Raw genomic sequence first — 26,831 nt, forward strand, 5'->3', positions numbered from 1 at the left:
TTTCTGTTTGTAGCTTTGGCGCGCGCCGCGGGCCTGGGTCGAGGCCCGCGCGCCGCTCAGCGCCAGTCGATGTGGCCGCGCACCACGTTGCTGACCCGGCCGCCGGACCAGACTTCGCCGTCGCCGTCCACGCGCAACTGCAGGCGCGCGTCGAAGCCGACTTCGCGGCCCTGGCTGACCGTGTAGCGGCCGTCGCGGCCGGGCAGGGCGCCGTTGTGGTTGAGCCAGGCGGCTAGGGTGGCGTTGGCGGCGCCGGAGGCGGCGTCCTCGAACTGCGCCGGGGCGCCGACGAAGGCGCGCACCACCAGGTCGTAGTCGCGGCCGGCGTCGGCGCGGGCGAAGGCGCACAGGCCCATGCTCTCGGTGGCTTCGGCCAGGCGGCCGATCGCGGCCCAGTCCGGGGTCGCGGCGCGCAGCGCGGCCTCGTCGCGCAATTCGGCCAGCCACCAGCGGCGGCCGCCGTCCATCAGCGCCGGCGGCAGCGCGCCCAGCGGCAGCTCGCGCAAGGTGTCGGCCAGGCGCGGATCGGCCGCGTCGGCGACTTCGACCACCCGCGCGCGCGGCGTGCGCACCGCGATCGTGCGGGCGTCGCCGTCGCCGTTCACCGCCAGCGGCAGCAGCCCGGCCACGCCTTCCTGGACCAGGCGGCCGTCGACCGGTGCGGCCAGTCCGGCCTCCAGCACCACGCAGGCGGTGCCGACGCTGGGATGGCCGGCGAACGGCACTTCGCGGCGCGGGCTGAACATGCGGATGCGGTAGCTGGCGCCGGGCTGGGTCGGCGGGAACACGAAGGTGGTCTCGGGCAGGCGGGTCCAGCGGGCGATGGCCTGCATGTCGCGGTCGTCCAGGCCCTCGGCGTCGAGGACCACGGCCAGCGGGTTGCCGGCGCCGGGCCGGTCGGCGAACACGTCCAGTTGCAGATAGCGGCGTTGCGTCATTTCGAAAGGGGATCCGTAGGGCCCGTGCAGGTGGCGGTACACAGGGGGTGTGCGGAAGGCGGGGCCTGGGAAAAAACAGCGTCGGTGAGGGCGGAGCGGCGCTCGGGAGCGGGCAGGTTTGGACTAGAATCGTCGCTTCGTGCCCGGGCCCCCGGGCGAGCGCGTGATTCTAAGGGCGCCCGCCGACGGGTGCACGCCCGGCGCGCACGAGCGGCAAGTGTGCAATCCCGTCGCGGCCATCGATGGCCCGCGGCGGGCGGATCGACCTGCCCCGGCGCCTGCCGGGCCCGAATCAGTGGAACGACAACCGAGGAAACAGTGGTGGCGCAACAGACAGGCTGGGTGGTGCTCAAGTTCGGCGGTACTTCGGTATCTCGCCGCAACCGTTGGGACACGATCGGACGCCTGGCCTCGAAACGCTTGCACGAGGACGGCCGCCGGGTCTTGGTGGTGGTCTCGGCGCTGTCGGGCGTCACCAACGAACTGCAGGCGATCGCCTACGCTCCGGTCGGCAGCGACGAGGGCCTGGCGGCGCGTTTCGCCGGCCTGGTCGAGCGCCACCGCAGCTTCTGCGCCGAACTCGACCTGGATCCGGATGCGGTGCTCGGCGAGCGCCTGGCGAAACTGGTTGCGCTGGAAACCGATCCGCGCGCGGCCAGCCGCGCGCTGGACTGGCAGGCCGAAGTGCTGGGCCAGGGCGAGCTACTGTCGTCGACCCTGGGCGCGGCCTACCTGCGCTCGCAGGGCCACGATTTCGGCTGGAGCGACGCGCGCGACTGGCTGGATGCGGTGTCGCTGCCGAATGCCAGCGAGTGGGCGCAGCGGTTGTCGGTGAACTGCCGGCACCAGGCCGAGCCCGGTTTCGTCGAGCGCTTCAGCGCCCAGCCGACCGCGATGCTGATCACCCAGGGCTTCATCGCCCGCCACGGCGACGGCGGCACCGCGATCCTCGGCCGCGGCGGTTCGGACACGTCGGCGGCGTATTTCGGCGCTCTGCTCAAGGCGCAGCGGGTCGAGATCTGGACCGACGTGCCGGGCATGTTCAGCGCCAACCCGCGCGAAGTGCCGGAAGCGCGCCTGCTGGCGCGCCTGGACTACGCCGAAGCGCAGGAAATCGCCACCACCGGCGCCAAGGTGCTGCACCCGCGTTCGATCGCGCCGTGCCGCGACGCCGGCGTGCCGATGGCGATCCTCGACACCGAACGCTTCGACCTGCCGGGCACCCGCATCGACGCCAGCGCGGCGACGGTGCCGGGGGTCAAGGCGATCAGCCGCCGCAACGGCATCGTCCTGGTGTCGATGGAAAGCATCGGCATGTGGCAGCAGGTCGGCTTCCTCGCCGACGTGTTCGAGCGCTTCAAGCGCCACGGCCTGTCGATCGACCTGATCGGCTCGTCGGAAACCAACGTCACCGTCTCGCTCGACCCGAGCGAGAACCTGGTCAACAGCAACGTGCTCGAAGCGCTGTCGGCCGACCTGGCCGAGGTCTGCCGGGTCAAGGTGATCGCGCCGTGCGCGGCGATCACCCTGGTCGGCCGCGGCATGCGTTCGCTGCTGCACCGACTGTCCGACATCTGGGCCGCGTTCGGCCGCGAGCGCGTGCACCTGATCTCGCAGTCGTCGAACGACCTCAACCTGACCTTCGTCATCGACGAGGCCGACGCCGACGGCCTGCTGCCGCATCTGCACCACGAACTGATCCGCGGCGGCGCCATGCCGGTGCGCGACGACAGCGTGTTCGGCCCGAGCTGGCGCAGCATCCAAGAGGAGAGCAGCGCGCACGGCAAGCCGCAGCGCGCGCCGGCCTGGTGGCAGGGCAAGCGCGAGCGGCTGCTGGCGCTGGCCCAGGCCGGCACGCCGCGCTACGTCTACGACCTGGCCACGGTGCGCGAACGCGCGCGTTCGCTGATCGGCACCGAATCGATCGACCGCTGCTTCTATGCGATGAAGGCCAATTCGCATCCGGCGGTGCTCAAGGCCATCGTCGGCGAAGGCTTCGGCCTGGAGTGCGTGTCGCTGGCCGAGATCGAGCGCGTGTTCGAGGCGTTGCCGCACATGGCGCCCGAGCGGGTGCTGTTCACCCCCAGCTTCGCGCCGCGGCGCGAGTACGAAGCGGCCTTGCGGCGTGGGGTGATCGTCACCCTGGACAACATCGAGGCCCTGCAGCGCTGGCCGGAGACCTTCCGCGGCCGCACCCTGTGGCTGCGCCTGGACCTGGGCCACGGCGAGGGCCATCACGAGAAGGTCCGCACAGGCGGCGTCGCGGCCAAGTTCGGCCTGCCGCTGGCGCGCTTCGACGCCTTCGTCGAGGAGGCGCGCAAGCTCGGCGTGCGGATCAGCGGCCTGCACGCGCACCTGGGCAGCGGCATCGACGACCCGCAGCACTGGCGCGGCGTCTACGCCAGCCTGGCCGGACTGGCCGACAGCGTCGGCACCATCGAGACCATCGACATCGGCGGCGGCCTGCCGGTCGCCTACACCCCGGAAGCGCCGCAGTTCGACCTCGGCCAGTGGCGCGCCGGCCTGGCCGAGATCAAGGCCGCGTACCCGCGCTACGGCCTGATCGTCGAGCCGGGCCGCTACTTAGTCGCCGAAAGCGGCGTGCTGCTGCTGCACGCGACCCAGGTGGTGGAGAAGGACGGCGTGCGCCGGGTCGGCTGCGACGCCGGCATGAACGCGCTGATGCGGCCGGCGATGTACGAGGCCTACCACGGCATCCACAACCTCAGCCGCTACGACGACGCCGACACCGCGACCTTCGACGTGGTCGGTCCGGTGTGCGAGAGCAGCGACGTGCTCGGCCGCGCCCGGCCGTTGCCGGCGGCGACCGCCGAGGGCGACACGATCCTGGTCGCCGACGCCGGCGCCTACGGCATGGCGATGGCCAACACCTACAACCTGCGCGCGCTGCCGGTCGAGGAGGTCGTCGAATGACCTCCAGGCCGAAGAAAAAACCGCAGCGCGCGTCCGATTCGATTCGAGAGTGAACCCGTGAGCGATCAATTCCAACGCGACGCCGTGCGCGCCTTCCGTTTCGTCCGCTGCGGCCTGGACGCGGGCACCGGCGTGGCCGAACTGGTCTACGCCTTCGACGACGGCGCGGAGCTGGTCGAAACCATCACCGTCCCGGGCGCGCCCTTCGTCCTCGACGATGCGCGCCGCACGGCGGTGGAGCGCCTGCTGCGCCTGCTGCACCTGATCGCCGGCGTGAGCTACTACAAGGCGGCGGTGCCGCCGGAGATCCGCATCGACGGCTACGCCATCGACTCGGACACCGCGCAGTTGCTGGAGCTGATCTACGTCAACGGCCTGGGCGAGTTCGCCTACCGCAACGGCCTGGACCTGCACGGCAAGATCCGCTTCCCGGTCGGCGCCGACGCGCAGCCGCAGGCGCCGGCGCTGGGCCTGCGCGAGCACGCCCTGGTCGCGATCGGCGGCGGCAAGGATTCGCTGGTCAGCATCGAAGCCCTGCGCCGGCTCGGCGTCGAGCAGACCGTGACCTGGGTCGGCGGCTCGCAGCTGATCGCCGCCTGCGCCCAGCGCACCGAACTGCCGACCCTCAATCTCGGCCGCGCGCTGGCGCCGCAACTGTTCGAACTCAACCGCCAGGGCGCCTACAACGGCCATATCCCGGTCACGGTGGTGAACTCGGCGATCATGGCCCTGGCCGCGCTGTTGCACGGCGCCGACCAGGTGGTGTTCTCCAACGAGCGCTCGGCCAGCTACGGCAGCCTGATCGAGGGCACCGGCGAGGTGAACCACCAGTGGTCCAAGGGCTGGGCCTGCGAGCAGGCCTTCGGCGACTACCTGCAGCGGCATGTCGCCGCGGACCTGCGCTACTACTCGCTGCTGCGCCCGCTCAGCGAACTCGCGGTGGCGCGCCAGTTCGCCCGCAGCGACCGCTACGACGCCCATTTCAGCAGCTGCAACCGCAACTTCCACATCCTCGGCGAGCGTCCGGCCAGCCGCTGGTGCGGCGTGTGCCCGAAATGCCACTTCGTGTTCCTGGCGCTGGCGCCGTTCATGACCAAGCCGCGCCTGGTCGGCATCTTCGGCCGCAATCTGCTCGACGACCCGGCCCAGACCGGGGGCTACGACGCGCTGCTCGAGTACCGCGACCACAAGCCGTTCGAATGCGTCGGCGAAGGCCGCGAGTCGCGCGCGGCGATGGCCGCGCTGAGCGGGCAGGCGCAGTGGCGCGAGGACGCGCTGGTCGAGCGCTTCGCGCGCGAGATCCGGCCGCAGCTGCAGGACGAGGATCTGAGCATCGAGTCGCTGCTGGCGCTCGACGTCCAGCACCGCATCCCGGCCGCGCTGTGGGAACGCCTGCGTGCGCATTTCGCAGCTTGACGGCCGCCGGGTCGCACTGTGGGGCTGGGGGCGCGAAGGCCGCGCCGCCTACCAGGCGATCCGCTCGCGCCTGCCACGGCTGGCGCTGACCCTGTTCTGCAGCGTCGAGGAAGCCGCCGACGCGCGCGGCCTCGGCGACCCGCTGCTGGCGATCGAGACCGCCGCCAGCGCCGAGCGGCTGGCCGCGTTCGAGTTCGTGATCAAATCGCCCGGAATCAGCCCGTACCGCGCCGAGGCCCAGGCCGCGGCCGGGCAGGGCACGCGTTTTCTCGGCGGTACCGCGCTGTGGTTCGGCGAGCATCCGGACCTGCGCACCGTCTGCGTGACCGGCACCAAGGGCAAGAGCACCACCACCTCGCTGCTGGCGCACCTGCTGCGCGCCGGCGGCCACCGCACCGCCCTGGTCGGCAATATCGGCATGCCCTTGCTGGAGGCGCTGGACCCGCAGCCGATGCCCGAGTTCTGGGCGATCGAGCTGTCCAGCTACCAGACCGGCGACGTCGGCGCCAGCGGCGCCCGGCCGGAGGTCGCGGTGGCCTTGAATCTGTACCCCGAACACCTGGACTGGCACGGTTCGCAGGCGCGCTACGTCGAGGACAAGCTGCGCCTGCTGACCGAAGGCAAGCCGCGCATCGCCGTGCTCAACGCCAACGACGCGGTGCTGGCCGGGTTGCATCTGCCCGACAGCGAAGTGCGCTGGTTCGGCGATGAGCGCGGCTGGCATCTGCGCGGCGACGCGCTGTGGCGCGGCGAGCGCGAAATCATGGACACTGCCGGCCTGCCGCTGCCCGGCCGGCACAACCGCGGCAACCTGTGCGCGGTGCTGACCGCGATCGAAGCGTTGGGCCTGGACGCCGCGCCGTTGGCGCCGGCGGCGGCGAGCTTCCGTCCGCTGCCGAACCGGCTGCAGCCGATCGGGCGCAAGGACGGCATCGACTACGTCAACGATTCGATCAGCACCACCCCGCACGCGACCCTGGCCGCGCTCGACGTCTATGCCGGCCGCCGCATCGCGGTGCTGGTCGGCGGCCACGACCGCGGCCTGGACTGGCAGGCTTTCGCCGACGCGATGCGCCGGCAGGCGCCGGTGGCGATCGTGACCATGGGCCAGAACGGCCCGCGCATCCACGAGCTGCTGGCGCCGATCGCGGCCCAGTCCGACGTCCGCCTGTCGGCGGCGCGCGACCTGGGCGAGGCGATGCAGCAAGCCCGCGCCGCGCTCGGCGCGCAGGGCGGGGTGATCCTGCTGTCGCCGGGCGCGCCCAGCTACGGCCCGTACAAGGACTACGTCGCCCGCGGCCGCCACTTCGCCGAACTGGCCGGGTTCGACCCGGAAGCGATCAGCGCGATCGCGGGGCTGGGAATCGGGTGAGGGGAGAGGAACGAGTGGAGAGGAGCGAGGAGTGAGTAAAGGCCGCAGCAGAGCTGTTGTTTTTCTCACTCCTCGCTCCTCTCCGCTCACTCCCCGCTCAATCGCCGTCACGACGCTGGCGCCGGGAACGCGTTAGTCTCGCCGGATTCCCAACCCCCGGAGTCCCGCCATGCGCCGTCTCGCCGCTGCTGTGTCGCTACTGCTGTGCGCCTCGCCCGCGTTCGCGGCGACCAAGACCCAGCCGGTGGAATGGAGCGTCGGCGAGGAGCGCTTTCGCGGGACGCTGGTCTACGACGACGTCAACGCGATCAAGCGGCCCGGCCTGGTGATGGTGCCGAACTGGATGGGCGTGACCGACCACGCCGTCCGCCTGGCCGGCGAGATCGCCGGCGACGACTACGTGGTCCTGGTCGCCGACGTGTACGGCCGGGACGTGCGGCCGAAGGACAAGACCGAGGCCAAGGCGGCGGTCGGCAAGGTCTATAGCGATGGCGGCGCGACCTTGCGCAAGCGCGTCGCCGCGGCGGTCGCGGCCCTGGAAGGCCAGGCCAAGACCGCGCCGCTGGACGCGCAGCGGATCGGCGCGCTGGGCTTCTGCTTCGGCGGTTCGGCAGTGCTGGAACTGGCGCGCACCGGCGCCAACCTGGCCGGCGCGGTCAGCTTCCACGGCGGCCTGAAGTCGTATCTGCCCGGCAACGGGGTCAAGGTGAACACCCCGGTGCTGGTGCTCAACGGCGCCGCCGACAAGTCGGTGCCGCAGGCCGACATCGTCGCCTTCGAACAGGAAATGAACGAGGCCGGCGCCGACTGGCAGTTGGTCAACTACGGCGGCGCGGTGCACTGCTTCTCGCAGATCGAGGACGCGGCCAACCCGGCCGGCGACAACTGCCGCTACGACGAGCGCGCCGCCAAGCGTTCCTTCGCCGCCATGCGCGCCTTCTTCGGCGAGCGTTTCGGCCAGCGCTGAGCCGCTCGGCGCCGCCCCGTCCCAAAAGGGTAGGAGCGGCGCGAGCCGCGACCGCGCAGCCTCACCCTCGCGGCGCAGGCGGCGCCCTTGTAGGAGCGGCGTCCCACGGGGATTTCCTGCGGTCATAAGCCGCGACCACGGAAGCGGTGTACGCAAGCGGACCCGCGAAGCCGGGATGCCCATTCGCTGCGCAGATCGCCGAACGCGGAATCGGCTGCGGAAACCTGCGTGGTATCACATCGCTTCGGCTGTCGCGGCTTACGCCGCTCCTACAGGAAGCGATGCGCCGCCCTTGTAGGAGCGGCGCGAGCCGCGACCGCGAAGCCTCACCCTCGCGGCGCAGGCGGCGCCCTTGTAGGAGCGGCGTCCCACGGGGATTTCCTGCGGTCATAAGCCGCGACCACAGAAGCGGTGCAAGCAAGCGGGCTCGCAAAGAGCCCGGATGCCCATTCGCTGCGCAGATCGCCGAACGCGAAATCGGCTGCGGAAACCTGCGTGGTACCACATCGCTTCGGCTGTCGCGGCTTACGCCGCTCCTACAGAAAGCGATGCGGCGCCCTTGTGGGAGCGGCGCGAGCCGCGACCGCGAAGCCTCAGTCGCGGCGCAGCCGTCTGCGCCGATCAGTGATCCCGGCTCACCGCGTACCGCGCCAAGCCGCGCAGCGCGGCGGTGTAGTCGTTGTCCTCGATCGCGTCCAGCGCCGCTTCGGCGGCCTGGGCGTAATCGCGGGCGCGTTTGCGGCTGTAGTCCAGGCCGCCGGTGGCGTGGATCGCGGCCAGCACCTCGGGCATGGCGTCGGTGTCGCCGTGCTCGACCGCGGCGCGCAGGCGCGCGCGGGTGGCGTCGTCGCTGTGGGCGATGGCGTGGATCAGCGGCAGGGTGGCCTTGCCCTCGGCCAGGTCGTCGCCGAGGTTCTTGCCCAGGGTCTGCGCGTCGGAGGCGTAGTCGAGCACGTCGTCGGCGATCTGGAAGGCATAGCCCAGGGCCAGGCCGTAGTCGTGCAGGCGCTGCTGGACGCTCGGCGAGGCGCCGGCCAGGACCGCGCCCAGGCGGGTCGCGGCGGCGAACAGCACCGCGGTCTTGCGCTCGATCACCCGCAGGTAGGCGGTCTCGTCGGTGTCCGGGTTGCGCACGTGCAGCAGCTGCAGCACCTCGCCCTCGGCGATCTGGTTGGTGGTGTCGGCGAGGATCTTCATCACCTCCAGCCGGTCCAGTTCGACCATCAGCTGGAAACTGCGCGAATACAGGAAGTCGCCGACCAGCACGCTGGCGGCGTTGCCCCAGACGGCGTTGGCGGTCTTGCGCCCGCGGCGCAGGTCGGACTCGTCGACCACGTCGTCGTGGAGCAGGGTCGCGGTGTGGATGAATTCGACCACCGCGGCCAGCTGGTGGGCGTCGGGACCGCGGTGGTTCAGCGCGCCGGCCGCCAGCAGCAGCAGCATCGGCCGCAGGCGCTTGCCGCCGGCGCCGACGATGTACTCGGCGACCTGGTTGATCAGCACCACATCGGAAGCCAGGCGGCGCCGGATCAGCGCATCGACCGCGGCCATGTCGTCGCGGGCCAGGGATTGGATGCTCGCCAGGTCGGCGGCGGACAAGGTCGTGGCGCTGGAGGGCATGGGCAGGTCGGCTCGTAGGAAACGAAATTATAAGGGTTGCGTCACGTTTGACAGGCCGGTTGCGGCAAAGTGCGGCAGCGGTCCGTTCGCAGGGCCGGGCCGGTCTCGCCGGGGCCTGCCGGCCGGGTCCCGGGCGGGGCGCGGGCCGGTGCGGCACCGGTTGCGGGCGCCGGCCGGGACCCGCGGCAAGCCCCGACGGCGGTTTCGGACCTGTCCTACCCCCGGGCGCGGCGGCCGCCGGTGGACCGGGCCGCGGCTATAATCCATCGTCTAGCCATACCCCTGGCACCTAGAAGGACACGCAATCCATGGCACGCGGCATCAACAAGGTCATCCTGGTCGGCAACCTCGGCAACGATCCTGAGACCAAATACACCCAGGGCGGCATGGCCGTGACCACGATCAGCCTGGCGACGACCAGCGTCCGCAAGGATCGCGACGGCAACAACCAGGAACGCACCGAATGGCACCGGGTCAAGCTGTTCGGCAAGCTCGGCGAGATCGCCGGCGAGTACCTGCGCAAGGGCCGCCAGGTCTACATCGAAGGCTCGATCCGCTACGACAAGTTCACCGGCCAGGACGGGGTCGAGAAGTACTTCACCGACATCATCGCCGATGAGATGCAGATGCTCGGCGGCGGCGAAGGCGGTGGCGGCGGTGGCGGCGGCCGTTCCGAAGGCGGCGGTCGCGGCGAGTTCCGCGGCGGCGGCGGTGGCGGTGGCGGCGGCGACCGCCCGGCACGCCAGTACGGCGGCGGTGGCGGTGGTGGCGGCGGCGGCTACGGCGGCGGCCGTCAGGAATCCGCTCCGCGCCGCGAAGCGCCCCCGGCCAAGTCGAACGACTTCGGCGACGATTTCGCCGACGACGATATTCCGTTCTAAAGCCCGGCCAGCCGGGTTTTCGGAACAAAACAAAGCCCTCCGCATGGAGGGCTTTTTGTTGGCTGTCACCGGCTGCCAGCGGCCGCCAGCGTCGCCAGCGGTCGCGCCGGCGGCGCGGCCCGGGTCTCAGGCCGAATCGGCGGACCGGCTTTGCGCGCCCAGATAGCGCCACAACCCGCCGGCCAGGACCGCGCCCAGCAAGGGCGCGAGCCAGAACAGCCACAGTTGCGACACGGCCCAGCCGCCGACCAGCAAGGCCGGGCCGGTGCTGCGGGCCGGATTGACCGAGGTGTTGGTGACCGGAATGCTGACCAGGTGGATCAGGGTCAGGGCCAGGCCGATCGCGATCGGGGCGAAGCCGGCCGGCGCGCGCGTCGAAGTGGCGCCGAGGATGATCAGCAGGAACATCGCCGTCATCGTCGTCTCGCATACCAGCGCCGCGAGCATCGAATAGCCGCCCGGCGAACGTTCCGCATAACCGTTCGACGCCAGTCCGTTGGCCAGGTCGAAGCCGACCTTGCCGCTGGCGATCAGGTACAGCAGCGCCGCGCCGGCCACGGCGCCGAGCAACTGCGCCAGTACGTACAGCGGCGCCTGTCTGGCCGGGAAGCGCCCGGCGACCGTCAAGCCGACGGTGACCGCCGGGTTGAAGTGGGCGCCGGAGATCGGGCCGAGCGCGTAGGCGGCGGTGAGCACGCTCAAGCCGAACGCCAGCGACACGCCGAGCAGGCCGATGCCCACGTCGGGAAAGCCCAGCGCCAGCACCGCGCTGCCGCAGCCGCCGAGCACCAGCCACATCGTGCCCACGCCTTCCGCCAACAGTTTTCTCAACATGCGCCTGGAGTCCTTTGTGCTTGCGCCGGCGAACCGTTCGCCGCGTCCGTCGGCCGCGCCTGCGGCGACGGCCGGTTCGATCATGCCAGCATCGCCGGCGGCCTCGCGAGCCCGGCGGCGCCGGGCCCGCGAGCGTTCACGGCAGCGCCGCGACCCGCGCTGCCTTGACCAGCGCCGCCAGTTGCACGCGGCAGTCGGCGGTGGCGACCGAGCGGATCTTCGCCAACTCGTCGATCGCCTTGAGCAGGGCGTCCACCGCGCTGTCGCGCCGGCCGGCCTGCAAGTCGGTCCCTGCCTGGCTCAGGTACGACTTCACCCGGTTGCGCGCATTGCGGTCGGGCGGGCTGGTCAGCGGCAGGGCATCCAGATCGCGCTGCAGCAGCGCGACCAGGTCGGCCGGGCGCGCGACCACGATGCCGAGCCGGTTGCTGGCCAGCGCCTGCTGGCCGCTGGCGGTGCGCAGCAGCGAATCGAGCGTGTAGCTGCCCGAGGCCGCAGGCAGGCGCAGGCCGACGCGGAACTCGCGGGTCTGCGCCAGCGCCAGCGGGAAGCGCCACAGCGCCAGCGCGGACGACAGGGTCTGCGGTTGCGGCGTTGCGTCTTCGACCCGCAACGGCGCCAGCGCCTGGTTGAGCAATTCCAGCTCGACCGGCTTGGCCAGGTTGCGCACCTGGGTGCGCACCGACAGATAGCCGCCGGCCAGGCCGTAAGCCGGCGTCTGCGGCATCACATGGGCCAGCGTGCGCCGCAGCAGTTCGCGCGCCTGGGCGGCGGAATCGGCGTCGATCAGGGCCTGGGCGAAGTCGAAGCCGGCCAGGGCGGAGCGGCCGGTGCCGTAGGCGTTGACGAAGAACGCCGGGGTGCCGGTGGCGCTGTCGTAGCGTCCCTTCACCTGCGCGCTGGAAGCGACGTAGCGCAAGGCGTCGCCGCCGGCGTCGAAGCGGCCGACGTCGAATTCGCCGCTCATCACCGCTGCGTGCCGGTTGCCCGACAGCTGGCCCTGGAACTTCACGCCCAGGGCGTCGTTGACGATCTGGTTGCGCGAGTCGTGGCTGCCTTCGACGAACAGGCCGTCGCCCTGCTGCACCGCCTCGCGCAGTTCCTGGGCGAAGCGGTTGGCCAGCTTCTCGGCGCCGCCGCTGATCCAGTAGGTGTCGTAGCGGCCGGTGGCGTACTCGCGGGCGAAGGCGCTGCCCTCGGTGACCACCTTGTGCTCGATGCCCATCTGGGTGAGCAGGGCGTCGATGAAGGCGGCGCGGTCGCGCGCGCACTGGTCGCGGCCGCCGCCGCCATGGCCGCCGCCGCTGGCGACGATCGCGGTCGGCTCCGGCGCCGGCGACTGCCGTGCCGGTTGCGCGTCGCCTGCGTGGTCCAGGGCGTGATCGTGATAGGCGTCGTAGCCGTGGCAGCCGCCGCCGTCCTTGCAGCTGACCAGCACCAGCACCCGGCCGGTGGCGACGATCGCCTGGCTCATCTCGGCCTTGACCGGCCGCTCGATCACCCGCACCGGCGCGTGCGCCAGAGTGACCAGGCGGTCGCCGACGCGTGCCTGCAAGACCGCCTGGTACTGGCCCGGCGCGACGCCGGCCGTGTTCCAGGGCTGGGCATAGGACAACTGGGCGCCGACCGCCAGCTCGCGATGCTCGGTCCAGCTCGCCAACACGTTCTCGCCCTGCGGGTCGATCACGCTGACGGTCACCGGCAGACCGGCGAAGTCGGCATTGCCCTGGTTGCGCAGGCCGACGGTGAGGCTGCTGGTCGAGCCGGCTTCGACTTCTTCCGGTATCGCCGCGATCGTGCCCGACAAGCCGGCGCCGCCGACCGAGCTGGAGCGCACCTGGAAGCCGGCGGTACGGGTGTCGAGCACCGTGCCGTCGGCGGCCGAGACCACCTGGGTCACGGTGTAGGCGCCGGCCGGCGCCGCCACCAGGTTGAGCTGGAAGTGGGCCGGCAGGGTGGTGCTGGGGTTGAGCGCCTCGATCGCCAGCGAGCCGGTCCACAACGTGGTTCCGGCCGGCGTGGTCACGGTCTCGCTGACGGTCAGCTGCTCATAGCGGCTGTTGAGGGTCAGGTTGCGGACCTTGCCGAGCACCTGCACGACCTCGAACGGGTCGTAGACCGGCTTGTCGGTGGCCACGGCCGAGCTCAGCTGCGGCCCGGTCGAGGTGGTCTGGATCGAGAACGGCTGCACGGCCTCGCCCAGCGTTTGTCCGTCCGGGCTCAGCAGCAGCACCCGCGCGCGGTAGTCGCCGGCGCGCGAAACTCCGGTGTTCCAAGGCTGGGGCAGGGTGCGCTGGTCGCCGATCGCCAGATCGGCGAAGCCCACCACCGGCAGTTCCGCGACCGGCGCGCCTTCGGCGGTTTCGATGAAGTAGCGCAGGCTGCCGCTGGTGTGGCTGGAGCCGCCGTTGCGCACCGTGGGCTGCACCAGCACGTCCTCGTTGGCGCGGAACAGCGCCGCGTTGAGGGCCAGGCTGAGCTGGTACTTGCTCGCGGCGTGCACGCTCGGAATCGCGATCGGCGCTTCCACGGTCTCGCCGTTGAAGCTGTTGACGAAGCGCAGGAACGCGCGCTGGGCGATGCGCCGCCATTCGTCGATGCGCATCGCCACCAGTTCCAGGCTGAACACGAAGCGCGCGCCGGACGAGTCGATCCGGCCCAGCGTGAAGCCATAGGCCGAAGAACCGTCGGGATGGACGGTGCTGCTGTCCGGGGTCACCGACGAGCCGAGCAGGCGCACATCGGGCCCGAATTCCAGGCCCAGGCCGACGTCGATGCCGCCCAGCCGCGCGACCGCCTTGGGCAGGTAGGCCATGACGTAGCTGGTCGCGCCCAGATGGGTGGAGAAGTACTGGCCGTACCAGGAGCCGTCGGGGTTCTGCTTGGTCAGCAGGTACTGGACGGTCTTGCGCAGCACCGGATCGGTCGGCAGCGGGTTGTTGTAATCCAGCGCGGTGCCGACGATCGCGGTGACCAGCGGATCGCTGGGCTGGCCCGCGCCGGCGTAGCGGCTCCAGCCGCCGTCGGCGCGCTGCGCGCTGCGCAACTCCTGCACCAGCTCGGCCACGCGCGCGTCGACTTTCCCGGCCAGCGCCGCGTCGGCGATGTAGGGGCGCGCCTCGGCCAGGATCATCAGCCGGAACGCCTGCGAGGACACGCCGTTGTTGGCGTAGGTCTCGAAGTACTTGGCCGATTGTTCGACCGCCTCGCGCATTTGCGCCAGCCGCGGCGCGATCTGGGTAAACACCGGCTCGTGCTCGTAGATCGTCCAGTTGCCGGTGCTGCTCAGGCCGTAGACCTTGCCCGCGGCGACCGCCATGCGGTATCGGCCGCCGGCGACGGCATGGCTTTCCATCAGGCCGTCGGCGCTGATTTCGGTGATCGCGTAAGCGCCGCCGGCGAAGGCGCGGCCGTCGCCGGCGTAGGCCAGGTCGCGCAGCGCCGTCATGCTGCCTTCGTAGGCGCGGCTCTGGGCGCCGTCGCGCGCGACCCGCACCGCGCCGAACGCGCTGTCGCTGGTCACCATCAAGGCGCCGTCGGCGGCGGCGGTCACGTTCGAGGGCGAAACGATCAGCCCGCCGATCGCGATGCGCTGCTGGGTGCCGGCGGCGAGATCGACCAGGTACAGCGATCGTTCGCCGTAGTTCAGCGTGGCGATCTTTCCGTCCGGGGTGAAGTCGATCGCATCGGCAGCCACCGGCAGGGTCGCCACCGTCGCGCTGGAGGCGGCGTCGGGGCTGATCCGTTCGATCACCGGCGCCTTGCCGGCTTGCGGGCGCGAGGACACGTAGACCGCGCCGTCGCCGCCGACCGCGACGCCGGTATAGACGGCGCCCACGGCGGTGCGGAAGAACGGAACGACGGTATTGGCGGCCGGATCGTAGACCAGCACCGCGCCGCTGCGCTGCAGGGCGAACACGCGGCCGTCCGGCGCGCCGGCCAGATCGACGAACTCCGACGGGCCGTTGTGCTGCACCGGGCGGTATTCGCGCATCTGGGCGATGCCGAAGCGCTCGGCATCGCTCAACACGCTGACCATGCCTTCCACTACGGTCGCGCTCGCGGCCGGGCCTTCCACCAGCCAGCCGGTATCGTGGTCGCGGTTCCAGTACGCGCCGTTGGCCGCGCGGACGGTGCGGTCGAGCAGATAGTCGGCGACGCGGTAGCGCGCGTTGAAGGTGGCGCGGCGGTCCGGCCAGGCGGCCATGCTCCACAGGCCGAGCATCGAGGAGGTATTGCGGAAACCCGGATGGGCGTTGTGGATCGAGCGATCGCTCTGCACGGTCGCGCTCTGCGAGTTCTGCAGATACAAGGCCGCGGCCTTGTCGACATCGGCCTTGTCGATCGAGCTGCCCAGGCCGTACAGGCTCTGGGTCTGGATGTGGCAGCCCAGGCACTGGTTGCTGCGCTGCCAGTTCAGCGCGTTGACCGAGGTGTAGCCGCCGCCGCGCTGGACCGCCGCGCGCACCAGGGCGAACAGCGGGTCGCTGCCCTGGCCGGTGCGGTTGTCGACGCCCTTGACCGTCAGCACCGCTTCCACGCGCTGATTGCCGTCGCCGGTTTGGGTCGGGGTGACCTGGAACTCGGCGGTGGCGGCGTCGCCGACGAAGAACTCGCCGAGCGCCGTGCCGCCGACCCGGGGATCGGTGGAGACCACGCGCAGGTCGTATTCGGCGCCGGCGGCCGGCGGCTGCCAGCGGCCGAAGCCGAGTTCGGCGATGGCGTTGGGCAGCAACTCCGGCAGGGCCACGGTGGCGCTGTGGGCGAGCGCCCCGTCGCTGCGCCGGGTCACGGTCAGGCGCGCTTCGCCGGCTTCGATCAGGGCGTTGCCCTTGTTTTGCAGGGTCGCGCTGAAGTCCACGCCGGACGGCGAGTTGGGGATCATCACCGGCGGCGAGGGCGTTACCGAACCCTGCAGGCCGAGCAGGACGGCGATCTCGATCTCGCGGCTGTCCATGCCGTAGACCAGCCCCAGCGGTGTGGCCTGAGTGACGCTGCCCGGCGCGACCACGTGCAGGGCCAGGGTGTAGCGCCCGGCCGGCAGGTTGGTGGCGGTCCAGTCGAGCACGAAGGACTTGGTCTGGCGCGGGTCGAAGGCGTACTCGCATTGCGGCGGCAGGCCGGGGCTTTCGGCGCCGCACAACTGCGCGACCTTGTCGCCGGCGCTGTCGAGCAAGCGCACCAGCACCAGGGCCGGCTTGGCTTCGTCGTTGAGGTTGGCGATGTCGGCGCTGATCCGCATCGTTTCGCCCGGCTTCAATGCGGCCGGCGCGGCGCGCAGGTTCAGCACCTGGAAGCTGCCCTCGCGCAGGTCGTCGAGCTGGGCGTCGATGCGGTAGACGCCCGGATTCTCCAGGCGCGTGGTGGCCGTGCGCGATTGATATCCGACCGCGTCGAAGCGCAGTTCGACCTGGGCGCTGCCGGTGTCCTCGATCCGGTATTGGCCGGCGGCGTCGGTCTGGCCTGCGGCGGCGCCGTTGAGGGTCAGCGAGACGCCGGCGAGCGGCGCGCCGGTGGCGCTGGAGGTCACCGCGCCGATCAGGCTGCGGCGGGTTTGCGCCGTGGCCAGCGGAATGCGTCCGAGGTCGTTGCTGCCGTTGACCAGCACGCCGCTGAAACTGACGCTGTCGTAGCCGCCGGCCTGGGCGCTGCCGGTGAATGCGCCGGCGGCGAGCGGTTCGATCGAGAAGCGGCCATCGGCGCCGGTCAGCGCGCTCTGGCCGGCCAGCTCGACCCGCGCGCCGGCGATCGGCGCGCCGTCGTCGGCCTTGACCACGATGCCGCGGGCCAGGGCGGTGGTCGGCGGCGTATCGCCGTCGGGCGTCAGCGCGGGCGAGAACGACACCGCGGTGCGCGCCGGCAACTGCGCGCTTTGGCTCAGCGACTGATAGCCGCTGCGGCCGACCTGGATGGTGTATTGGCCGGCGGGCAGGCCGATCAGTTCGTAGCGGCCCTGGGCGTCGGTCTGGGTCTGGGTGTCGAGCGGGCCGCTGACCTGCACGCTGGCGCCGGCCAGCGGCTGCGCGCTGCGCGAATCGCTGACGGTGCCGCGCAAGGCGGCGGTCTGGTCGGCCAGGCGCAGCAGGATGCGGCCGAGCTGCGAAGTGCTGCCGCCTTCCACCACCACTTGGCCGACGTGATCGGCGTAGCCGACATGCGAGACGGTGACCGCATAGCTGCCCGCGGCGACGTTCTCGAGCACGAAACCGCCGTCGGCGCCGCTGACGCCGGCGTTCGCGGCGCCGGCCAGGGCGATCTGCGCCTGCGCCACCGGCAGGCCGGAGTCGGCGTCGAACACGGCGCCGGCGATCTGCCCGGCCTGCATCGACGGCGCGTCGCTGGCGACCAGCAGGGCGCGCAGCGCCAACGCGGTGACATAGGGGTCGCCGCCCCAACTGCCGTCGCCGCCCTGCGCGGCGCGCAACGCGGACACCGCCGCCGCGGTGTCGATCAGCGGTCCGGATTGGGCCAGCGCGATCGTCGCCACCGCGTTGGACACGCTGTCGCCGTAGGCGCCGCCGCTCTGTTGCGCGACCAAGGCCGCGCGGGTGCGCGCGATCGCCGGGTTCAGGCTGTAGTCGTTGCGATAGCGCACGAATGCCTGCAGGGCGTAGGCGGTGGTATAGGTCGCGTGGGCGAGGTGGTAGCTGCCGTCGGCGTTGGCGTTGGCCGCCAGATAACCGAGCGCCGCCTCGACCCGCGCGCTGCGGGTCATGCCGCCCGAGCGCATCGCCAACAGCGCCAGCGAGGTGTCCAGGGCGTTGCTGGGCTGCGCGCTGGCGCCGCCGAAGCCGCCGTCGCGGTTGGCCCGGCCGACCAGGCTGTTGAGCGTCTCGGCGGCGTCCTGCACCCGGCCGACCGCGCCCAGCCCCATCACCCGCCGCGCCAGCAGTTCGGTCGACAGATCGCTCAGTTCGCTCGGCGAAAGATCCGGCAGGGCGCTGGTGCGCCCGGCCTGGGCCAGGGTGTGCGCGGCTTCGGTTCGGACCTGCTCGACCACGGCGACCGAATCGCGCTCGGAAGACAGGCTGCCGTTGGACTGCACCTGACCCTGCAGCCAATCCAGGCCGCGGTCGAGCTGCGCATCCTCGGCCAGGCCATCGCGCATGCCGCTGAGCAGCGCCAGCAGCGCCAGGCCGATCGCGATGTAAGCCTTGATTCCTTTCATGTCCTTCCCCTGACCGTCGCCTTGCGCTGCCCCAGTCCCGGGGCGGGTCGCGTGCATTCAGTTGAACCGGCGTTGCATATAAATCGTTGGGTCTGCCATTAGGGACGCATCGGGCGCGGCGCATGGCTCGCCGAAACCCTGTTCCAGCCGTGCGTCGAGCCTCGCCCGCCACGACCTGTCCAGCCATCACGCAGTCCGGGCGTTGCCCTACGGCGCGCCGCGTTGGCGTGGGTGTCGCACTCGCCGTTGCTCGTTGCTCGTTGCCGGTGCCGCAGGCCGCAGCCGTTCAACCGCCTGTCGCCTTCACCGGCGCCGCACCGGCGCGGTCCGCGCCGTTGTCGCCATCCAGTGCCGGCTCGTACTCATCGCTGATGCGAAACTCCAAGCCGGCGAAATTCCCGGCGATGAATGACTCCAGCCCTTCCGCCGCCCGTCGCAGGTTTGCGACCTCGAAAGACAGATCCAAGATCCGCCCGCCGCGGCTGTCTCCATCCCAGTCGCCGAGCCGGCTGCGCTGCATGTAGTCCTTGATCGCATCGACCAACCGGTCTTCGGACTCGGTCGAGAAGTCGCCGGGGATCGCGACCGTGAGCCAGAGCACTCCGGCTTCTTCTGGCAATGGGAACCGGATCCCGGTGGTCGCCGTCGGCGATGTGCTATGCGCGGCTGCGCTCCGGGGATCGACCGGATCGCGGAATCCGGCGGACAGTTCGAGCGAGAACGGCGGCAGGGCAGGCCAGGGAGGCGCCGGCGGAATTTGCGCCAAGGCTTCGCCTAGGGCCTGCAGCACCTTCGGCGACCCGCCCATCGCTTCGGTCGCGTGGATCAACGCCTGCACGCAGGAACGCTTCAGCGGCCAGTAGCGCTCCTCGTCGGTCGGGCCTTCCGCCAGGCCGACGCCGTTGGCTTCCACGCATACCGTGTAGCTGTTTTTGCCCTGCCAGGCGGAGTCCGCCGCCACCACGCCGTGCTGCGCGGTGTAGCGCAGGTCGATGGTCAGTTGCTTGAAGGATGCAGGCAGTCCCGCGAACCAGCCGGCTTCGATCAGGATCCGCTTGAGTTCCCAGTCGATCTGGTCCAGACCGCGCCAGTAACGGCGCGCGGCGTTGGAATCGCGCCCACGGATGGTGTCCCTGGAATCGTTGGGAAATATCCCCGCGAACGGGCTGAGCTTTCGCGCCATTTTCAGTATCTCTCTCGATTGCCGGGCAGGGCGTTGCCCTTATCGTGGCGCAGCCAGTCGCGCGAGTAACGCTCGTAGTCCAGGGCGTCCGAAGTACCGCAGAACTGTCTGCGGACAGAGCACCGGTAGCGCTTGTAGCCCGCGGACAGATTGAGCTTGTTGACTTGGCTTTGGCACCTGACCGAGCCGGCGCTGCCGGAACCCTGCCCCTTGCCCACCTTGTGGATCGAATTATTCGACGAATCGACGACCCAATACACGTGGGTCGGGCCCTTGTAATCGCGCGAGTTCTTGTGCTTGCTGCAGGGTTTGCACTTCAGGTCGCCCTGGGTCTTGGCCGACTTTGCGCTGCGCCCGCCGTTGCCGCCGCCGAACCGCTTGAGGCCCAGCGCGTCGGTATAGCCGAGCGGATCGGAGCCGACATAGGCGTAGGTATTGATCCCGGCATCCAGGCCGATCGGGTCGGACTGCAAGTAACGACCTGTCTCGGGGTCGTAGTCGCGCTGGTAGTTGTAATGGCGGCCGGTCTCGGCATCGAACTGCTGGCCGGGCAGACGCAGCCGATAGGCGAACTCGCCCAGACCGGAGGGATTGGCATCGGCGGCGTTGTCTCCATACGGAGCGCTATCCCAGCGCCAGACGACGACACCGCCGGCATTGACGACCGAGCGCGGCGTGTCCAGTTGATCCGGAAGCACGTAATACGCAGCGACCGCGCCCGCCACGGTGCCGCCGAACTGAGCGGCGCCGGCCGCGCTCTTGAGCACCGCGACCGGCGTGTCGTCGAGCCAGACATATTCGGCCACCAGACCGCCGGACGCATCGTATTCGCCGACCAGGCGGCCCTCGTCGTCGTAGACGAACTGGCGATAGCCGTTGCCGCCGGCCGTCGCGCTCGGGCAGCTTCCGCCGACCGCGGCGCAAACCCGTTCGCCGAAGTAGTTGTAGGCGTAGCGGGCGACGCTGGCCGCCCCTTGGCGCAGTTCGATCGGCCGGCCGCGACCGGAATACACCCAGGTCCAGCCCTGCGATTGAGTGGTATTGCCGGCCGCGTCGTAGCCGCGAACCTGGCCGTTGACAGACAGCAGCCGGTTGTTCGCCGGATCGATCGCGTAGTCGGCCGCCTCCACGCTGGCACCGACGGTGCGTTGCTGAGTCTTGCGGTTTCCGCCGGCGTCGAAGGTCCAGGCCAGTTCCAGGCCCGGCAGCGGTCCGGTTGGGTTGAGGTTGGCCGAGGTCTTGAGCCGGTCGAGTTCGTCGTATCCGTAGCGCCAGTTGGGGCGACCGGCGCCTTCCTCTAGTTCGGCCAGCCGGTCCGCTGCGTCGTAGCGCAGGCGCGCTTCACCGCCGCTGGTCCGGTAGCCGTCGATGCGGCCGTCGGCGTCGAACGACCTGCGGTAGGATCCCCCCGCGCCGGACCACGACTTCGGCGGACCGTAGGCGAAGTATTCCACTTCCTGGATCAGCGTCTGGCCGTTGACGGTTATCTGCAGAACCCGTCCATCGGTGCCGTAGCGGTAGCCCAGCACGGCGCCCGACGGCAACACGGTCTGTTCGACGCGACCTTGGGCATAGGAGTGGCTCAGAGTCTTGCGGCCGGCCGCATTGCTGTCCGCGCCCAATTGCTGGGTCTTCTGCAGCACTCGACCGTAGGCGTCGTAAACGAAGCGGGTACGGCCGCTGGCGTCGGCAACGGTGGTTAGCCGTCCCTTGGCGCCGGCTCCGCCGCTGGCCTCGTCGTAGGCGTAGGTGATCGTTTCGTCGGGATAGGTCGCCGACAGCAGGCGATCGTCGGCGTCGTAACGGAAGTTCGTGGCGACGTCGCGGGCGTCGCGCCGGAGCATCAGATTGCCGGCTGCGTCGTAGTCGAACTGGGTGATGCCCGTGTCAGGGCTGGTCAGCTTGGTCAGCTCGTCGAAGCCGTTGTAATCGTAGGACGTGGTCAGTCCACGCGGGTCGACGATCTTGCGCAGGTTGTCCTGGGTGTCGTAGCGGTACTCGGTCGGGTTCTGCGCCGGATCGATGGCGGTCATGAGCCGGTCGAGCGCGTCGTAGCGGTACTCGTCCGGATGCTGACGCAGCGGATGCGCGGCCGTACGACGGTTGCCGTTGGCGTCGTAGCCGAACACCGTCGCTTCGTCGGCGTCGCTGCCGTAGGCGCGCGCCATGCGCCCCAGGGCGTCGAAGACCTGGTGCGATATCTCGATCAACCGGCCGGCCGGATCGTAGACCTCCTCACGCTCGCGTTCACCTGCGGCGTTCAGCACGTACGTGACGCGGTTGCCGCGCGAATCCAGTACGCCGGTCTTGCGCTGCGCGTCGTCGTAGCTGTACCGAACCCAGCTGCCATCGGGCAGCGTCAGCGTCTCCAAAGCGCCGAACTTGGTGTAGGCGTAGGTCGTCACCTCGGTGACCGCGCTGCCGGGCGCCGACAGCTTGGTTTCGCTGAGCCGGTCGCGTTCGTCGTAGCGATAGTCGGTGATCAGTCCGTTCTCGTCGATCATGCGCGAGACGTTGCCGTTCGCGTCGTAGGCCGGGAACCGGGTGACTAGGCCGTTGGCATCGCGCACCGATGTGCGGTTGCCGGTGGCGGCATCGTATTCGTAGGTGACGACATCGGCCACGTCGCTGCGCGGGCCGTCCTCGCTTTCGATCTGGCCGGCGGCGTTGTAGACGTAGCTCCAGACCCGGCTCTGACCGTCGACGGTGACCGTGCGCTTGCGCGGATTGCCGCGGCTGTCGTACTCCAGCAGGGTCTGCTTGGCGGTGCCGGTGGCGCCGGTTTCGCTGATCAGCTCGGGCAGGCGCCAGGTCGCGTGCCAGCGCACATTGACGGTCTGCGCTTCCGGCTTGCCGAGCGCGCGCGTCCATTGCTCCGGCAGGCCGCGCGCGTTGATCCGGATCTGGGTCTGGTTGCCGTTCTGGTCGGTCAGCAGCGAGGGGTAGCCGGCGCCGTCGTAGCCGATCTTGGCCGCGTTGCCGGTGCCGCAACTGGCGCAGGGTTCGGTCACCTCGGTCATGCGCAAGGTGTCGAAGACGCGGGTGAAGGTATAGGTGCGGCGGGTGTTGCGCGCGTCGACCACGGTGGTCTGCTTGTCGCCGTAGGACAAGGTGACCCGGTCGGCGCCGCCGGCGTGGCTGGCTTCGACCACGCGGTTCTCGTCGTCGTATTTCCAACTGGCGTAGCGCACGCCGCGGCCGTCGGTGATGCCGGTCAGCAGGGTCGGCCAGCCCGGGGTTTCGTAGTGGTACTGGCGGCGGGTCCGGTCGGGGTAGTCGACCGTGACCAGGGTGCCGGCGTCGTAGCCGTAGACCGTGCGGCGCTGGGCCGGGTCGATCAGAGCGACGACCTGACGGGTGGTGGGGTCGTATTCGAACTGCAGGCTGCGGCCGTAAGGGTCGCTGACTCGTTCGAGCAGGCCTTCGCCGTTGTAAGTCAGGACCTGGCGCAGGCCGCTGCGGTCGGTCAGCTCGATCAGGCGGCCTTCGGCGGTGTAGGTTTCGACCGTGTCGTCGCCGGTGTGCAGGCGCCACTGGGTGGTCCGGCCCAGGCCGTCGGTGATGCGCTCCATCCGCTCGGGCATGTCGGCGTTGGCGACATAGCCGCCGGCGCGCAGCACGTACTGCTGCCAGCCGCCGTCGCTGCGCTGGGCCAGCACCGCCTCGGGCGCTTCCATCGCGGTTGCGCCGTCGGGCAGGCGCAGGCTCTGGTGGTAGTTGCTGCTCCACTTGTGGCCGATCGGCGAGCCGTTGGGCAGATAGCTGGAATAGGTGCGGACGAACGACAGCGGGAACGGGCCTTCGCCCTGGTAATCGACTTCGACCTCGGTCTTGACGCCGGTGGCGACGCTGACCGGATTGCCGACCAGGGGGCCGCCCGGGCCGGCATCGCCCAGGTCCGGTCCGCCGAAGCCGGAATTGCCCAGCTGCCCCATCGGGTTGTTGAAGCAGTTCGGCAGGTAATTGCAGGCGTACTCGTTGACCGCGCGGATGCCGGCTTCGGCCATCTCCTCCGGAGTCAGCGAAATCGTGCCGTTCATCACCTCGCGCACCCAGGTCAGCACCTCGTAGGTGACCTGGATGATGGTGACCGCCAGCAGCACCGCCGACACCACCGGCAGGATGATCGCCAGCGGCGGCGCCACCGCGGCCATCACTGCGGCCAGGCCGATGCGTACCGCGAAGCGCGCCGCCAGTTGCGCCAGCCGGGCGGCCATCAGCCGGGCGAACTTGCTTTCGCAGATCGCCTTCAACAACACCGCCTTGGCGATGCAGCCGACGTTGAGGGCGCCGTTGAGGCCGCCGTCGACGCGGTAGATGCCGTCGCCGCGATCGGGGTCGATCATCACGTAGCCGGCGGCCTGGATCCGCCCTTGGGCGAATTCCTTCTGCGGCACCACGACCTGCAGACCGGCCAGGGCGGCGTTGCGGATCTCGTCCTTGACGTCGGCGGTGGTCTGCAGCTTGGGCAGGATCTGCTCGACGTTGTCGGCGGTGACGGTGTAGATCGGCACGCCGACGCGATTGGCCCAGGCGATGATGCTGGAGGCCGACAGCGAATTGCCGGCGCGGTTGTTGAGCAGCAGGTCCCAGGTGGTGCTTTCCGACAGCGAGCCGTTGCTGCCGACCTGGTAGGCCATCTTCACCGCCTTGGCCGGGTCGCGGTGGTACAGGGCGACGCGATCGCCCTTGATGTCGGTGGCGAAGCCCGCGTACGAGCCGCTGCGCGGGATGCCGAAGAAGTAACGCACCTGCAGCGGAGCGGCGAACACGCCGACCGAGGGCATGCGCAGGAAGCGGCCGCCCCAGCCGCGCGCGTACAGCGAGGCGCGGCTGTCGTTGAGGTACCAGTACTGCACCCCGGCCAGGTGCAGCGCCTCGGCGATCGGCCGCCGCGACGAGTCGGGCAGGCCGTTGAAATGCGCGCCGAGCAGTTCCTCGCTGACGCTGCCCAGGTCGGAGGTGAAGCTGATGTGCGAGCCGGCCGCGAACTGGTACGGCTCGAAGGTTCCGGACATGTGCCGTTGCAGGTCGACCACCCCGGCCACCCAGAACTGCTGGGTGCCCATCGCGACCACGTTGCCTTCGGCCAGCACTTCCTCGCCGAGCTTCAGCCGCGGAATCACCCGGAACGAACCCAGCGGCAGCGAGGCGGCATTGCTGGTTTCGTAGGACTTCAGCGCGAACGCGTCCTCGGCGGTGGCCGGCGCGTAGTCGACGAACACCGAGCGCCCGCCCAGGCGCACGGTGGCCACCCGCAGGCTCAATTCCGGATTCTCGTAGGCGATGTCGCGCTGGTTGGCGAACAACTGGATGTCGAGGTAATACTTCAGGCTGTCCGGCATCGCGGCGAAGCGCGAGGTCGCGGCGCTGACCGCGAACGGCAGGGTGCCGGAGAGCACCGGCAGCTGGCTGGCGAGGATCGCGTATCCGCCCATCCACACCTGCGGATCGCGGATCTCGCCCTGGCCGGGGGCCTGCATGACCTGGCCGATCGCGCTGTCGACCTGGCCCTGGTAGGCGTAGGTGTTGAGCTTGGTGATCGAACCGTCGCTGCCGATCTGCGCGTCGCGCAACATGGCTTCGGCCGCGTTGGTCGGATTCCAGCCGCCGATGCCCAGCACGTCGACGGTCGGCGTGCGGGTGTATTGCTTGAAGCTCGCGTCCATCGGAACCCACGCGTCGGGTTCGCGATTGATCGCGCCGCGCGAGGGCGTGAAGTCGACATGCGCTTCGACCCACAGGTGCTGGATCCGCACCGCCACGGCGCGGCCGTTGCTGGTCAGCAGGGTCGAGGGAATGCCGCCGAACTGCAGCATTCCGATCGCGCCGTCGGCGTCGTCGGCCTTGAGCCAGTTCACCGCCTGCTCGATCGGCACGTTGACCGTGCCGTAGACGAAACGCGCAGGAATGTCGGACGCGCGCAGCAAGGCCGCCAGCAGCGAACTGGTGTCGCCGGCGTTGCCGCGGCGATTGACCAGGGTCAGGTCGGCGCCCTGGATGGCGCCGTGGGTGGGCACGTAATCGATGTTGTTGCGCACCCAATTGAAGATCGCGACCGGGTTGCGGCCCAGTTGATCGGCCAGGTTGCGGATGCGCGGGGTGATCTGGGTCTCTTCGTTCTCGCTGAGCTCCGGCGCGGCCGCGGCGGCGAAGCTCGCGCCGGCCGATGCAGCGACGGTCTTGGCGGACCCGGAACCCGCCCGGGCCGGAGCGGCCAGGAAGGCCTGCAGTTGCGCGGCGGTAGCGGCCGGCTGACGGGTCTCGCGTTCGATGCGCTGCGCCCGCAAGGTCGCGGGATCGAAGCGCAGGCGCTGGGTGACGTCGGTCTTGGCCAGCAACGCGGCCAGCGCGTCCAGTGCGGCGTCGGCTTCGCCTTCGCTGTGGGCCGCCACGGCCTGCTCGACTCGGGCGAGGGCGGCGCGCAAGGGCGCGGCGTCCTGGCGGATGCGCGACTGGTCGGATTCGAAGCGTTGGCGCAACTGCGCCGGAACGCGCAAGCGTTGCAGGCCGGCGCGCTCTTCCTGCGCGCTTTGCACCAGCACGGTATCCAGGCTGCGCAGGCCGTTGAGGTGCGGGCGCAGCCGCTGCGCCAAGGCCAAGGAACTTCCGGCGGATGCGGCGCCGCCGGCTTCGCTGCGGCCGCGCAATTCGCGGGTCAGGCGTTCCAGGTGCTGGGCGGCGCCATCGAGCCGACGTTCGCCCATGGTCGCGGGCGGGGCGCCGGCTTGCGGCGCCGCCGCAGCAATATCGTGAACGGTGGCCCCGGCGTAAGCCGTCGGATACGGGGTCGCCAGACCGGCCAGAAAGGAAAACGCGGCCACCAGGCCGGCCAAGCCGGTACGTCGGAACAACTCCATGTTCTACCCCTGACGCGCTTACGCCATCGCTTCGACCGGGCAATGGCAGTCCGTTCCATCGCTTGCGGGCGCGTGGGGGACGTAGCGCCGGACGCCAGGGTAACGGCAGGAATGTGGCGGGTTCTACCTCGCGGCGTGGCCGGATCTTGCGTGTTTGATTCGCGTTTGGACCGCGCCGCGCCGGCGCGCCGCTCGTCTCGTTTTTTTGCGAGACGAACCGTGCGATCGGGCCACGCGGCGCGGACGCGCCGCAACCGTGGAAGCGGCCCGATCGGATCGATCGGTCGGGTTGGGTCGAGGCCGGGACCCGGTCGACGGCAGGCGCCGTGCGGGGACCGGGATCGTCCGCTTGCCATCGAGACCGCGATGCGCAATCCCGCCGCCGGAACGAGGCAAACCGCGTTGCGCGTTGGCCGATGCGCGGCCGAGGCGTCGCCGGCCGACGAGCCGGCGGTCGGGCGCGCAGTCGAGCAGGATGGCGCGCGGAAAATCGCGCGTACTCGGTCTGGCTGCAGCGGCGTCGCCAGGTTGGTCGCAGGCGGACGCCGCAAGGGATCGTTGCAGGCGCCGAGGCCGCGTCCGCAACGCAGCGCAGCGCAGGCGGCGGGCGCAGTGGTGACTTGGAGAAGATCCCGCTAGATTAAGCGCTTTCTATCAA

At 70.3% G+C, this 26,831-nt stretch carries 11 protein-coding genes; 5 read left to right on the forward strand and 6 right to left on the reverse strand.

Translation table 11 applies throughout. The features are described 5' to 3' along the window. Positions 1 to 56 precede the first annotated feature (56 nt). Positions 57 to 938: a PhzF family phenazine biosynthesis protein gene (locus AC3A57_RS17445; RefSeq protein WP_487580078.1), complete on the reverse strand. Its 882-nt coding sequence runs from the start codon at positions 936 to 938 to the stop codon at positions 57 to 59. A 321-nt stretch (positions 939 to 1,259) separates the two neighbouring features. On the opposite strand from AC3A57_RS17445, the gene AC3A57_RS17450 reads away from it, so the two are divergent. The 4 genes from AC3A57_RS17450 (at position 1,260) to AC3A57_RS17465 (ending at position 7,627) form a co-directional block, all read left to right on the forward strand. Then, entirely contained in the window at positions 1,260 to 3,872 is a 2,613-nt protein-coding gene (locus tag AC3A57_RS17450; protein WP_487580079.1) for a bifunctional aspartate kinase/diaminopimelate decarboxylase, read from the forward strand. 57 nt (positions 3,873 to 3,929) lie between these two features. Then, a complete protein-coding gene (gene murL, locus AC3A57_RS17455; RefSeq protein ID WP_487580080.1) occupies positions 3,930 to 5,288 on the forward strand; it encodes a UDP-N-acetyl-alpha-D-muramoyl-L-alanyl-L-glutamate epimerase in 1,359 nt (452 codons plus the stop codon). Continuing rightward, complete coding sequence (murD, locus tag AC3A57_RS17460; RefSeq protein ID WP_487580081.1) at positions 5,269 to 6,660, forward strand: UDP-N-acetylmuramoyl-L-alanine--D-glutamate ligase; 1,392 nt, start codon at positions 5,269 to 5,271, stop codon at positions 6,658 to 6,660. Before murL ends, murD begins: the two co-directional genes overlap by 20 nt. Positions 6,661 to 6,829: 169 nt before the next feature. After that, positions 6,830 to 7,627 carry a dienelactone hydrolase family protein gene (locus AC3A57_RS17465; RefSeq protein ID WP_487580082.1) on the forward strand — a complete coding sequence of 266 codons (798 nt, stop codon included), beginning with the start codon at positions 6,830 to 6,832 and terminating at the stop codon, positions 7,625 to 7,627. Positions 7,628 to 8,248: 621 nt separating this feature from the next. Here AC3A57_RS17465 and AC3A57_RS17470 read toward each other — a convergent pair. After that, entirely contained in the window at positions 8,249 to 9,247 is a 999-nt protein-coding gene (locus tag AC3A57_RS17470) for a polyprenyl synthetase family protein (RefSeq protein WP_487580083.1), read from the reverse strand. A 308-nt stretch (positions 9,248 to 9,555) separates the two neighbouring features. Here AC3A57_RS17470 and ssb point away from each other — a divergent pair, with 308 nt between their 5' ends. Then, a complete protein-coding gene (gene ssb, locus AC3A57_RS17475) occupies positions 9,556 to 10,128 on the forward strand; it encodes a single-stranded DNA-binding protein (RefSeq protein ID WP_487580084.1) in 573 nt (190 codons plus the stop codon). A gap of 126 nt (positions 10,129 to 10,254) precedes the next feature. Here ssb and aqpZ read toward each other — a convergent pair whose 3' ends face one another. From aqpZ to AC3A57_RS17495, 4 genes are all read right to left on the reverse strand, one after another. Then, entirely contained in the window at positions 10,255 to 10,962 is a 708-nt protein-coding gene (gene aqpZ, locus AC3A57_RS17480) for an aquaporin Z (protein ID WP_487580085.1), read from the reverse strand. A 136-nt stretch (positions 10,963 to 11,098) separates the two neighbouring features. Continuing rightward, positions 11,099 to 18,130, reverse strand: coding sequence for a carboxypeptidase regulatory-like domain-containing protein (locus AC3A57_RS17485; RefSeq protein WP_487580086.1), 7,032 nt, complete (start codon positions 18,128 to 18,130; stop codon positions 11,099 to 11,101). A gap of 286 nt (positions 18,131 to 18,416) precedes the next feature. Continuing rightward, complete coding sequence (locus AC3A57_RS17490; RefSeq protein WP_487580087.1) at positions 18,417 to 19,313, reverse strand: hypothetical protein; 897 nt, start codon at positions 19,311 to 19,313, stop codon at positions 18,417 to 18,419. A 2-nt stretch (positions 19,314 to 19,315) separates the two neighbouring features. Then, positions 19,316 to 26,173 (reverse strand): RHS repeat-associated core domain-containing protein, encoded by a 6,858-nt coding sequence (locus tag AC3A57_RS17495; protein ID WP_487580088.1) that lies wholly within the window; start codon positions 26,171 to 26,173, stop codon positions 19,316 to 19,318. Positions 26,174 to 26,831: the final 658 nt, after the last annotated feature.

The sequence above is a fragment of the Lysobacter sp. Soil_C_15 genome (assembly GCF_057657315.1).